Here is a 12,220-nt window from a genome sequence, read left to right on the forward strand (position 1 = left end):
AATTGGTATAATGTGGAAGTGCTACCAGGGATGGTAAACTACTTCCAGTTTTGTCGGGAAAGTTCATCACCTCCTCGTGTCGTGATCGTGCGATAAAAATCCAGTTACGAAATCAAGTCGGGAAGCGGGCTCACCGGCAGACGAGTTTTCCTAGACGCTGCCTCGTCCTCCAGCGGTTGAGCCAGCTCCGAAGCGATCGGTCCGGCGGGGGCGTGGAGCGGTCCGTCCAGCCTCCGCCGAAGATCAAATCCAGGAGGTGCAGGCTCTCCCGTCCACCCGTCCGCATGGCCGAGCGGCACGAGGCGCAGTAGGAGACGATCGTCCCGCACGGCGACTCCTCCGCACGTTTCTTCATGGCCTCGTAGCCCAGCCTGACGTCGCCCACCGCGATCATCGGGGCGCAGCCGCAGCAGCGCGCCCGATCCCGCGCACAGTCCATCTCGCGGACCGTGGCTCCCAGCTCCCCGAGGACGGTGCGCACACCGTCGTAGATCTCCGGGACACCTCGGGTGACGCAGGAATCCTGGATCGAGACCTCGAGGCCGCGCGCGCTGCCACGGCTTCCCTCCGGGAGCCCCATCTCCGCCAGGATCGTCCAGAACGAGCGCACCCGGCGGTCCTCGTCGAAGTGTCGGAAGATGGTGTAACAGTTCTGGCAGGCCACGATCACCTCCTCCGCCCCCATGAGGTCGAGGTCGCGCCGCACCGCGTCGAATCGCCTCCGGAACTCCCCGGTCATGGCCATGAGCTTCAGCGGCTTCCCGCAACACTTGAGGAGCGCGCCGACGCCCTCCATGCGTTCGCACAGGTACTGCCATGCCGCCAGGACGTGTTCCGGGGCGTAGGCCGCAAGGCTGCACCCAGGGAAGAAGACGCGCCGGGCCCGCCCCTTTTTCGTGCCGACGGTACCGTCCGCCCCGACGGCGCGGCAGAAGAGGGGCGAGAAGGCCAGGCACTGGTGAAAGCGCATGGTCCGATGGAAGGAGCCCCTCGCCGGGGGCGTCGCGTTCGAGTGGATTCCCATGGCGTCAGGCGCCGGATTTCTCGACGTAGCGCCGGCGCAGATAGAGCCCCGCCGCCGTGACGAGGACGGCCAGCGCCCCGGCCAGGATCAGGTAGAAGCGCCGGTTCTCCGCGTCCCCCAGCCCCGCGGCCCCAAGGGTGAAGAAGGTCACGCCAGGCGCCAGAAAGAGCGCCGTGTAAAGGGTGTAGGGCCAGAAGCCGATGCCCGTGATCCCGTAGGCGAAGTTCTGGAGGTTGTAGGGGAACAGAGGCACCAGCCGGGTGATCATCAGGAGCACGACGCCGCTGCGACCGACGTCCTCGAACAGGACGCGCTTCAGGTACCGGTTGCGTTCCACCCAGGGGGCGACGGCGTCCCTGAGGAAATAGCGGCCGGCCAGAAAGGCCAGAACCGCCCCGATCGTCGCCGCAGCCAGGCAGAGGGCGGTGCCCAGAAGGGGGCCAAAGAGGAGCCCGGCGACGATCGCGAAGGTCACCCCCGGAAGGGCCAAAAGGACACAGCCCACCGTCGTCGCCGCGACGTAGATCAGCGATGCCGTCAGGACGTTCCCGCGCACCGCTTCCCTCATGGCCTCCAGGCCACCCGGCCCCGACAGAAAATCCGACCAGCCGTAGTGCCGATTCAGGATGAAGGCGACGATCGCAATCCCCAGGAAGACGAGCGGCTTTCCACAGCGCCCCATCAGGCGCTCCGGTCGGAACGTTTCTTTCGCTCCGTGTAGACCTGCTTCAGCAGCACGATCAGGATCGAGAGCGCGAAGAGGATCAGGAGCCCCGTGACGAAGAGCTTCGCCCCGCCCGTCAGCATCCCTCCGACGTAGGAGTAGACGATCGTCGCGGGAAGCTGTCCCACGCCCGTGGCGATGAAGAAGGGCCAGAAGCCCATAGAGGTCAGGCCCGCCGCGTAGCTGACGATGTCGAACGAGATGAACGGCAGGAGACGGGCGATGAGGATGCTCTGGGCCCCGTGCCGCTCGAAGAAGGCGTCGATGGAGCGCAGGCCGGTCTTGCTGGAGAGCTTTTCCACGACGTCGCGGCCGAGGATGCGGGCGATGTAGAAGCAGGCCGCGGCGCCGGCCATGGCGCTCGCCCAGGACAGGATGGCGCCGCGCCACCAGCCGAAGAGGTTGGCGTTGGCGAAGGTGATCAGGAAGGCCGGGAGCGGCGCCACGATGGACTGGAAGACCATCAGGAGGAAGGAAACCGCGGCGGCCATGGTCCCGTAACGCTCGACGAAGCGGCGCACCGCGGCGAAGTCGCCGGTTGCGAAGGCCGAAAAGATGGAGTCGATGACGCCTCTGTACGGCGGCCAGACGAAATAGGCCCCGATCGCCGCGGCGAGCAGGATCAGAAGGACAGCCTTTCCGGCGTATCGCCTGCCTGCCCCTCCCAACTGTCCGGGCTTACAGGCGGCGTCTTGTACGTTTTTCGTTTCACTCATGCGGGATACCTCCAAACGGAACCGCCCGTCCCGAAAGCGGGACAGATCAGGGTATGGATGGGCCACGGCCGCAGCCTCCGGGGAACGAAGGCTGCGCACAGGGCGGCGTCGGTGGGGTTTTGTCCTTTCAGACAAAACGTCCCGCGCAAAGAACCGGTTGCCGGGCTACAGGGAAGAGAGGCCGTGCCCAAGGAAGAGCCGAGGACGAGAACCCGGACTCGCCGTGCCCGCCGTGGCGCACACGTGCACACCGTGCAGCGAATGCGAAGCGCGTCATGTGAATACGGGCACGACTCTTCCTCCTTCCGTTTGGGGCTTATAGCTATTGTACACCAGGACCGGAGAAAACGGCGGACGCCCAGGGTCGCTGGACGGGATGGGGGCCATATGCCGCGAGGCTCCGCCCGGTCCGACCTACTTCGCAGCCTCTCTGGGATAGACGACCAACTCGTTGTAAGTGGAGATCGGGCACTTCTCGCGCTTGTAGACGACGTCGGTGAGTTCCATGACGACGATCTCCATCGTGGTCCGCGTGATGCTCCCCTCCTTCATCATGTGGCCGCCCCACATCCTCCCGTCCTCGTCGGCGATAGAGAGGTGCAGGTGGTGCTTTTCGGCGTCGAGCGTTCCGCCGAAGTAGATCACCTCGTACTTCCCCTTCATCAGCGTTCCCTCGCTGCGATCGGCAAAACGGATGTTGGCCTCGGAAAGGCTCCCCACCGCCGACACGATAGCGGCGGCCTGGATGCCCTTCTTATCGACGAAGGCGCGCAGCTCCTTGACGACGTCGGTGCCCGGAACCAGGCGGATCGTGTAGAAGCGGGCGTTCGAGGGAACGGCATCCGAAATATCGGCCTTCACCGCATCACCGGAATCGACCGCAAAACACGTCCCCGCCATCATCAGGCACAGCACGAAACCGAACAGAAATTTTTTCATCTCAGGTACCTCCCTATTTTTTATCCATTCTCCAGAGTGAGTCGAATCCCTTATTTTAGCCGCTCAATTCTTGCCTTGAGAAGCGTTTTGACAACCTGCAGGACAAAGGCCAGCGCCGTTACCCCCAGGAGGACGGGCCAGGCCGGAAGCGCTTTCAGAGAGGGGAGCCAAAGCTCCACGACAAAGGCCAGGGCAAGCACAGCGCCCACAGCAGGGGTTGCCATGACCCTCCAGCCTCTTTCTCCAATCGCCCGCCTCGCGAAGCAGAACAAGAAAAATGCTACCCCCAGGGCAACCACCGTCAGGGCCGTCGTGACGGCGTCCGTCAGGTACAGTTTCTCGACCGTCCGCTTCATGAAACTGAGGTGGTGATTGACCCCGGCCCTTCTGAAGGACAGGCGGTGCAGCCAGAGCCCACCGGCAAACAAGGCGAGCTGGGCCAGGGTCAACAGGTGCGTCAAGAGCCTCAGCCCCCTGGGGAGAAGGTCCTGCCTCATTTCGCGGCCGGCTCCCCCGTGACGAAGGGCCTACCCTCGTCGCTCCAGCCGATCCAGCCGTCGCTGTAGATGGACGTGTCGTTCAGCCCCATCACTCGTGCGTACCAGAGGATCTCCGACACGCGCCAGCCGCTGCCGCACATGAAGGAGAGGTGATTTCCGGTATCGATCCCAAGCTCCTTCCAAAGGGCAAGGATCTCATCCCCGTTGCGCATGGACTTGTCGATGTTTCTGTAATAGTACATCGAGCTGGAGCTGAGCTCTCCGGCGCAGCCGTACACGGCGCCCTCGATACGGCCGGCGATGTTGTGGTAACTGTAGCCGGAGGTCTTGCCGAGGAACTCCTCGCGCGTCCGGTTGTCCACGAGGGTGAATCCCTCAGTCCCCAGCTTCTTCGCCACCTCGTCGATGGACTCGATCCACGCTTTGCTCTCAGGGGCGCGCTCTCCAAAATCGGAAACGGGCACGGGCTTCACGCTGTCCGTTGCAAGGGCGTAGCCGGCCAGCCTCCACCCCTCGAGTCCCATGTTCATCAGGCGCACGTCCTTCACGCCCATGTAGCGACAGACGACGGCAAAGCGGGCGGCGGCCATGGGTTCCGACCCGGTACAGATCACGCAGGTGTCCGCGGTGATCCCGTTGTCGAGCAGCAGCTTCAGAAGGGTCGCGTCGTCGGGAAGTTTCCAGAGCTTCTTGACGCTGTCGGACTCCTCCTCGGAGACCCAGCGGCGCTGTTTCTCGTCAAAGACCTGCGGAGGCTCGATGGAATCGGTGTTGATGTGAACCGCGGTGGGAACGTGCCCCTTCAGGTAGCCGGAGCCCTCCTCGTCGCCCCAGTTGACGTCGAAAATTTTGATCTCGCGCGCCGGGGTGAAGCCCGCGGGAACGTTCCCCGCCGCTATTTTCTCGACGATCTCCGCGGGGACCAGCAGCTCGTAGGCGGGCCAGGAGACCAGCTCTCGGCTCTCGTCGTCGATCCAGGGCTTCGCGTCGTAGAGGGAGACGTCCTCGAAACCCCTGGACCGCAGATAGTCAGCCACAAGCGGCGCGTCCTTCCCGTCCGTGTCGTAGACGATGACCCTCTTCCCAGGGGTAAGTCCCTTCCTGGCCAGGGTGTCGCTCAACACCTCATCTCGAGTTTTCTTTTCAAGGTTGCCCTTTTCGTCATAACCGCAGGTCAGGAACGTGTAAGCGAAGTCCGTCGCCCCCTCGATGTGCCCTCCCCTGGGAAGGCCGTCCAACGCCCACCCGTTGAAGATATCGGGGTGACGGGCGTCCAGCAGAACGCCGCCCCCCTTCCCGACGAGCGCGACGACGTCCTCCGTGGAGGCCTTCGGGAAGTCCGCACCCCAGCAGGCGGCAGGCAGCATCAAGGACGCAAGGCACGCAAAGCAAAGAAATTTTCTCATGGCTCTCCCTCATCTTTCTGACGACGACCGAAGTCGCCCTCTGTTCAATCCTGCTGCAAGGCCGGGCGCAGCGCGGCCCCGGGCCGGTCGTTCAGGCGCAAGCCGATCGCCCGCGAGGCAAAGCGCCCGGCGGACCGACCCCGGGGCAAGCCAAATGGAACGAACCGCGCCTACCGGCGGCCCCGCCTTCGTCCCACCACAGGCAACAAGGCCATCAGGGCCAGGGCGCTCAACCCTGCGTCGCACCCGCCGCCGCTGCGGCTCGTTTCCCGCTTCATGCCATTCAGGGAAACACCATCACCGCTGAACGCCAGCCGTGTGGGAACTTCATCCCCCTCCAGCATGTAGGTCATAGCGGCCAAAGCCGCCCGCTGCCCCACAGCACCGTTCAGGGCCTCCCCGCGGACCCGGCCGCGAATCCTCAGCTCGTACTCGTAAAGCCTCGTCATCCCCGTATCGCTCACCGCGGCGGAGAAGGTGACCGGCTCCCCGTCCAGGAACACGGCAGTACTCGCCTCGACGAAGTTTCTCGTCTCGACGTCGAGGAGCGTCAGCCTGCGCGGAACGGGCTTGAGGCGGACGCTGACGACGACCTCGGCCGTACCGTCACTGCCGACCTCCCCCACGGCAAGCGTCCACGCCCCGGAATCGTCGTAGCGGGCATCCATCGGGGCCTCGGCAGGCGCCTCCGTGATGGGCTTTTCGGGAATCGGTTTCGGGACCGGCTTAGGCGCCGGATCGGGGTTTGGCTGCGGCTGAGGTTGAGGCTGAGGTTCCGGCTTCGGATCAGGGCCTGGCTGCGGTACAGGACTCGGGCCCGGCTCAGGCTGCGGCTGAGGCGTGGACGTGAGCTCCACGGCGCCGATATCGACGCCCCCGAACTGTGGACGCGCCACACCGCGGGCGTCGACGGCCGGGATAGCGCACTCCGCCCAGTCCCTCCAGAACACGTCAGCCGAGAGGACGTCCGCGGAGGTCAGAGCCCCGACACGCCAGCCTCGGTCCCGCGCCGAACTGTTCCAGGCCGGCAAACAGGTTGGGACGGAGCCGCCGTGATTGCCAGGGGAGGAGAGCCTGGGGTCGTCCGAGGTCACCTCCGACAGAACGACCTCTCCGCCCCGGACGGCTCCCCCGCGGACGATCGAGCGATGGAGCGCCGCGCCGGAGTCATCATCGTTCTCACTGACGATCTCCTCCGCCCCGCCGTCCCAGAAGATGCTGTTGAAGGCGACGATGCGCCCGCCCCCAGGCTTGCAGGCCCCAGTTTTGCATTTGGTGTTGTAGACGGAACTGCCCTCACCGCCCTGTCCCCCCTGGGGAATGGCCTTGTTGCCAAAGAAGGTGCAGTTGAGGAGGAGCGGGTAGCTGCCCGTCCGATTGAAAAGCGCCCCGCCGTACTTCGCCTCGTTGTCCGTGAAGGTGCAGTTGACGAGCACCGGGCTGGAGACGCCGTTGTAGACCGCCCCTCCGGATCCCTTGTTGGGGTCGGCAACGTGCGCGTCGTCGTAGGTTTTGTTCCCGGAGAACGTGCAGGAGCGGATCGTCATCCCCCGGTCCCCGCTGCCGACCTCCGAGTTGTAGATGGCGCCGCCCTCGATCACGGTGGAGTTGCCCGTGAAGAGGCAATCCTCGACCAGGATGTTGGTCGAGGTGGAGAAGCGGGCCGCGCCGCCGTTGTGGGTTGCTCGGTTCCCCTCGAACACGGTGCCACGCACCGTCACGTCCGTACCGGCATTTTGAACGTAGAGCCCTCCGCCTCCGGCGCCTGCAGTGTTGTTGCTGAAGCGGCACCTCTCGACAGTCAGGGTCTTGTCTCCCCCCTTCTTGTCGCTGAACTGAACCGCTCCCCCATTGCCCGCCTTGTTCCCCGGCTTATCCGCGCCGGTGGCGTTGCCCTCAAAACGGCAATCGACGAGCTTGAGGTAACTTTGAACGCTGTTGACAGCTCCTCCGTGGCTGTTCGGGCCACCCCGGTTCCCCAGAAAGCGGCTGGAACAAACGTCCAGAGAGGCGGCCGCGGCATTGATGCCCCCTCCAAAGGATACGGCGCGATTTCCCTGAAACAGGCAGTTTTGGATCACGATATCGCTTCTGCCGAGGCTCAGCCCGGCTCCCACTCCCTGATCTCCTCCCGACACCGCAACTCCGTCCAGCCGGACCCCTTTCACGTTCGTGCCCTTCAGGACGTTCTTGCTGTTCTTCCCTCGGATCACGTCCGCGCTGAGGGTGACACCCCACGCGTCCCGGCCGTCGTCCAGCCCCAGGTCGCCGGTCAGCACGACAACGTTGTTGTCGGGCTTTCGCTGCTCCCGTTCCGTCTCGTCCCCCGCAAAACCACCATAGAGGGAAATCCCTTCCTTGAGCGTGAAGGATTTTCCCTGCTCCGCGGTTGTGACCGCATCCGTCGACACCGGGATTGCCGGCCGATAGACGCCCTTTGCAATCCAGAACTCGTCCCCCGACACGGCGCCGCTCAACGCCGCGGCAAAGCCCGCTTCATTCAGCGGGGTCGACCAGCTTCCTCCGTCTCCGCTCGCAATGGCCGAACCGTTGACGCGATACACCCGCGCATCTGCCGGGGAGACGAAGGCGAAGCAGAGCGCAAGCATCGTAAACACAACCTTTTTCCTACTTTTCCTGAAACCGGGCATACCTCATCCCCTCCCTGTAGCGTTCGCTTAAAACTTAAAAAGACAGCGCAGGGGGTGGGTGGCCCCCACCCCCGCTGCTGCAAAAAAGCTACTCGTGGCCTTCGGGTTCCAGCTTGTTGGCCGGGTCCTTGCTCCAGTCGATGACGCTTCCCTTGTAGTTTTTCACCTTGGCGGCCTCGAAGCCGAAATCCTCCACCAGCGCCTCGGCGAACTGGCTGCTCTGCTTGCCGCTGTTGCAGTAGACGATGACCTCGGCGTCCTTGACGATGCCGGCCTTCTCCAAGGCCTCCGCGGCCCCCTCCGCCTTCAGGTTCGCCAGGGGGAAGTTGACGGCCCCGGCGATGTGCCCGCCGGGGATCCCTTCGCGCGGCGACTTGCCGTTATAGATATCCTCCGCACGGACGTCCACCAGCACGAAGCCCGGCTGCCCGACCTTCTCCTTCACGTAGGCCTGATCGACGGCGTCGATACTCGGACCGAAGAAGGACGCCTGCGCCGACACCGCAAGGCACAGCACGAACAACACCGCAAGCAACGACCTGTTCCACTTTCTCATCACTGACCACTCTCCCTGAAAATATAGATAGGATCACCCAAACGGCGCGAACACGCCGCCAACAGCCCCCAATGGAAAAAGGGGCATACGCTCGAAATACACGACGGGAGGGGGAAGCCTCACCGGGAACCGAACGGTCCCCCTTCATTCTCCCGTCCTCTTCCTGCCCGTCAGCAGAACTTCATGCGGTCTGGATCGCCGGTCGCACCGTCGAAGAACCGCAGGACCTGGACTCCGTTCTCCGCGGCCATGCGCTCGATGCGGCCCCGCTCGCCGGCGTCCTGGTAAAGGACCGCCAGGCCGCAGCACCGGTCCGCCTCCCGCGGTGTCGGCGCGAAGGTGCAGCGAACCCCCGCCGCCTTCATCAGCTCGTACAGGGACTGGGCGTTCTTCACGTCCGGAAAGAGCACGTAGTGCCGTGCGCCCGTGGATTCGCTCATCGCCCGCCGACCGTCAGGCGCCCAGCATCTCTAGGAACGCCCCGATGCGGGTCTTGAGCTGTTCGGCGTCCTGGTCCGTGTAGTCGGTCTCGACGCCCAGCACGGGAATCCCCGCATCCTTCAGGGCCCGCTCCACGAAGTACCCCTCGGTGTCGTAGATGTTGCAGAACTTCAAGTTGACGTCGATGACACCGTCCGCGCGGTACTCGCGGGCCAGGCGCAGGATGTCGTCGACGCGCTCCGAGTTCGGGGTGAAGCAGGCGCAGTGGATGCCGCCCAGGTAGCGCTCCGTCAGGCGGTCCACCATCTCGTCCAGGGTCCTGCCGTCCTCGTCCACGCACCGTTCGTAGTAGCGGATGCCGGTGCACATCTCCTCGCACACGACGGCCCCGCCGAGGCTCTCGACGAGGTGGTGCAGCTTCCAGTTGGGGATGGAGAGCGGCGTCCCCGTGAGCAGGATGCGCTTCGCGCCCTTCGGGAACACGGACACGCCCTCGCGGGCCCGCTGGTCCAACTCGTCGCAGAGCTTGTTCACCATCGACGTGAACCGCCCGGGGTCGTCGTAGAAGGCGATCTGCGTGATCAAGAGGACGTCCTTGCCGCTGATGGGCACGGCATCCAGCTTGCGGAAGTCCGAAAGCCTCTGGAGGGCGCGGCGCTTTCCGTTCAGCAGCACGATGGCGTCGTGCAGGCTGCCCTCCGTGACCCCGTTGCCCGTCAGCTCCTCCAGCCTGCGGATGTAGCCGCGGATATCGTCCCTCCAATGTGCGTAGTCCCTCTCGCGCTTCATCTGCGGGATGTCCATGATGTACATGGGCGCGTCCTCGGCCAGGATCTCCCAGGCCTTCTTCTTCCCGTCGCAGGTCGTCTCCCCGACGAACAGGTCCGCGAGGCGGAAGAAGGGACAGGTGCGGTCGAAGCGTGCGCCGAGTGAGGCCTTGATGAGCGGGCAGGTCGCGGTGGGGAGCTTTTTCTCGCCGCCCGGCACCCAGAACTGGGAGCCGCTGCACAGCCCCGTGGCGATGGCGCCCGCGGCCACCACCACCTCGTCCGGAACGTGGATGCAGAAGGACCCGACGACCCTGCCTCCCTTCTTATGATGCTCGACCAGCTCCATCGGACGGATGCCGTGGATTTCCGCCACGACCATGTTGAAATAATCCATGCCCTCCGGCCTGTTCTCCTGCGACAGATAGACGTCGCCAAACGCCTGAGGCAGCGCCTCGCACAGCAGGTCGTGCGTCTTCACGTCCATGCCCAGGCCTTCCCACATCGCTCTGTAATCGGCCATAGCTATCCCCCCTGTTTTTTTGACCCTTCGGTCAGTCGTACCCGATCTCCGTCCCCGTGCCAAAGGGGCAATTCGGGTAGACGTAGTCGTAAACCGCGACAGACTTCCGTTTACGGTCGTATTTGGCCCGCAGAAAATCCCTCCCTTCTCCAGTCACAACCTCCTGGACACAGCCCTGGCAGCCCTCTCCCTCCAGGATGCGGTAGAGGCTCCCGCTCAGCTGCCGATCCAGTTGACGGTAGATCCCTGCCCCGCTCTGAACCCGAACCGGCAGAAAGTCCACCGGCGCCGCCGAGAACTCCGCCGCCCCCGACGCCTGCCGAAGGACCTCGAACCGCTCCGGTACGGACAGGAAATTCAGGTAGTACTCCAGGACGTAGACGCTCCGTCCGTCCAGGCCGGAATGGTACTTCAGGTTGAAGAGCAACTCGGTCAGGCGTCGGGAGTCCGCCGTCGCGGCGTCCAGCGCGCCGTCGTCGAGGCCGCGCCCGTAGACGCGCTCCAGCTTCTCCATCAAATGCTCCAGCCGCATGGGGTCCTCCGTGCGGTAGACGTGGACCTCCTTGCCCGGCAGCCGCGACACCTCGCGGGCCATGATCGGACAGCCGTCGTCCACGACGATCAGACGGGAGCTGTGGATCAGCGGACACCGGTCCGTCCTGGCGTAGGTCAGGGTGGCGTCGATGACGGGACACAGGCCCTTTTCCCTGGAATACTTCAGGATCTCCCCGTCCACGCCGTACACGGGGAGGACCATGAGGCCCAGCGCGTTGAGGAGTTCCAGCGGGACGCGGCTTCCGATGAAGCCCACGACGTCGTCCGTCCCGGAGGCCCGCAGCACGGCGCGGACGTAGGCCTCGCGCCGCTGCTCCTCCAGACTTTCAAACAGGTTCATTTGCCCAGCAGGGCGGCGCCGATGGCGCCCGCGAACCGGGCGTCCGAGGTCGTTCGCACCGGCGCGTGCAGGGCCTGAGACAGCTTGCGCAGCATCATGGCGCTGTCGCAAAACCCTCCGGTGAGGAAGTAGGCGTCGTCTGCGGCCTTTCGCGCCACCTGCACCGCCACCTTGGCCACGACGGAGCCCACGGCGCCGCAGGCGATATCCTCCCGCGGCGTGCCCAGCCCCATCAGGCTCACGATCTCGGACTCGGCGAAGACCGTACACATGGAGGAGATCGTGATCTCCCGTCCGCGCTCCGCCAGCTCGAACAGCTCCGGCAGGGTGACCCCCATGCGGTTGGCCATGATCTCCAGAAACTTGCCCGTCCCGGCGGAACACTTGTCGTTCATGATGAAGTCCGCGACGCGGCCGCCTCGAACGAGGATCACCTTGGTGTCCTGACCGCCGATGTCGATGACGGTGAGGTCCTCGCCGCCGAGGAAACAGGCTCCTCGACCGTGGCAGGTGATCTCCGTCAACGTGTCGTCGGCGTAGGGGACGGAGACGCGCCCGTAGCCGGTGGCCGTGATGCGGAGGTCCTCCCTCCGGCAGCCCAGGGAGAGCAGCCAGGCCAGAAGCGCCTCCGCCGTCTCCCGGCCGTTCCACCCGCTGGGCATGAGCTTGCGGGCCAGAATCTCGTCCTTGCCGTCATTCATCACCACGGCCTTGCTGGCCGTGGAGCCGATGTCGATGCCTGCGTAGAGCATGTGATGCACCCCCCTGCCCCCAGGTCATACTCCCTGCCGTCCCTGCGGCTCAAACCCTTGGGCCGGGGAAGCAGAACACGGACGGCCCATCCCAAGCGGTCATTTCTTTGCTTCAAGCATCTGCTCGAAGGCCTGCAGGGTGAAGGCGGAGTAGGCGTAGCCGGGGCCGCCGCACAGCAGCACCGTGGCGTTGAGGGCCGCCGCCAGTTCCTCGCGGGTAATGCCCAGGTCCACGCACACCTCAAGATGAGAGAGGATGCAGGGCTCGCACTTTCGGGACACGGCCACCGCCACGCTGATCAGCTCTATCGTCTTGAGGTCCAGCA

Annotated in this window: 13 protein-coding genes; all 13 read right to left on the bottom strand. The window is 64.6% G+C overall.

Annotated elements, in window-relative coordinates; genetic code table 11:
* Positions 1 to 130: 130 nt before the first annotated feature.
* Positions 131 to 970, bottom strand: coding sequence for a heterodisulfide reductase-related iron-sulfur binding cluster (locus SY1_RS05950; RefSeq protein WP_208873072.1), 840 nt, complete (start codon positions 968 to 970; stop codon positions 131 to 133).
* A gap of 58 nt (positions 971 to 1,028) precedes the next feature.
* Positions 1,029 to 1,706, bottom strand: a complete 678-nt coding sequence (locus SY1_RS05955; RefSeq protein ID WP_015556482.1) for a TVP38/TMEM64 family protein — start codon at positions 1,704 to 1,706, stop codon at positions 1,029 to 1,031.
* Complete coding sequence (locus SY1_RS05960; RefSeq protein WP_015556483.1) at positions 1,706 to 2,464, bottom strand: TVP38/TMEM64 family protein; 759 nt, start codon at positions 2,462 to 2,464, stop codon at positions 1,706 to 1,708. Before SY1_RS05960 ends, SY1_RS05955 begins: the two co-directional genes overlap by 1 nt.
* Before the next feature lie 414 nt (positions 2,465 to 2,878).
* Positions 2,879 to 3,403, bottom strand: coding sequence for a PPC domain-containing DNA-binding protein (locus SY1_RS05965; RefSeq protein ID WP_015556484.1), 525 nt, complete (start codon positions 3,401 to 3,403; stop codon positions 2,879 to 2,881).
* 50 nt (positions 3,404 to 3,453) lie between these two features.
* Positions 3,454 to 3,900 carry a hypothetical protein gene (locus tag SY1_RS05970; RefSeq protein WP_015556485.1) on the bottom strand — a complete coding sequence of 149 codons (447 nt, stop codon included), beginning with the start codon at positions 3,898 to 3,900 and terminating at the stop codon, positions 3,454 to 3,456.
* On the bottom strand, positions 3,897 to 5,309 hold the full coding sequence (locus SY1_RS05975) for a rhodanese-like domain-containing protein (RefSeq protein ID WP_015556486.1): 1,413 nt from the start codon (positions 5,307 to 5,309) through the stop codon (positions 3,897 to 3,899). Before SY1_RS05975 ends, SY1_RS05970 begins: the two co-directional genes overlap by 4 nt.
* A gap of 170 nt (positions 5,310 to 5,479) precedes the next feature.
* Complete coding sequence (locus SY1_RS05980) at positions 5,480 to 7,918, bottom strand: choice-of-anchor Q domain-containing protein (RefSeq protein WP_015556487.1); 2,439 nt, start codon at positions 7,916 to 7,918, stop codon at positions 5,480 to 5,482.
* A gap of 130 nt (positions 7,919 to 8,048) precedes the next feature.
* On the bottom strand, positions 8,049 to 8,516 hold the full coding sequence (locus SY1_RS05985; RefSeq protein WP_208873073.1) for a sulfurtransferase: 468 nt from the start codon (positions 8,514 to 8,516) through the stop codon (positions 8,049 to 8,051).
* Positions 8,517 to 8,686: 170 nt separating this feature from the next.
* Positions 8,687 to 8,956: a putative Se/S carrier protein gene (locus SY1_RS05990; RefSeq protein ID WP_015556488.1), complete on the bottom strand. Its 270-nt coding sequence runs from the start codon at positions 8,954 to 8,956 to the stop codon at positions 8,687 to 8,689.
* A gap of 13 nt (positions 8,957 to 8,969) precedes the next feature.
* Positions 8,970 to 10,247 (bottom strand): double-cubane-cluster-containing anaerobic reductase, encoded by a 1,278-nt coding sequence (locus tag SY1_RS05995; protein ID WP_015556489.1) that lies wholly within the window; start codon positions 10,245 to 10,247, stop codon positions 8,970 to 8,972.
* A gap of 31 nt (positions 10,248 to 10,278) precedes the next feature.
* Complete coding sequence (locus tag SY1_RS06000; RefSeq protein ID WP_015556490.1) at positions 10,279 to 11,142, bottom strand: 2-hydroxyacyl-CoA dehydratase family protein; 864 nt, start codon at positions 11,140 to 11,142, stop codon at positions 10,279 to 10,281.
* Positions 11,139 to 11,894, bottom strand: a complete 756-nt coding sequence (locus SY1_RS06005; RefSeq protein WP_015556491.1) for an acyl-CoA dehydratase activase — start codon at positions 11,892 to 11,894, stop codon at positions 11,139 to 11,141. The genes SY1_RS06000 and SY1_RS06005 overlap by 4 nt, the downstream gene beginning before the upstream one ends.
* A gap of 99 nt (positions 11,895 to 11,993) precedes the next feature.
* The coding region (locus SY1_RS06010; protein WP_208873074.1) for a carboxymuconolactone decarboxylase family protein at positions 11,994 to 12,220 on the bottom strand (227 nt) is incomplete at its 5' end.

The sequence above is a fragment of the Fretibacterium fastidiosum genome (assembly GCF_000210715.1).
Classification (GTDB): Bacteria; Synergistota; Synergistia; order Synergistales; family Aminobacteriaceae; genus Fretibacterium; species Fretibacterium fastidiosum.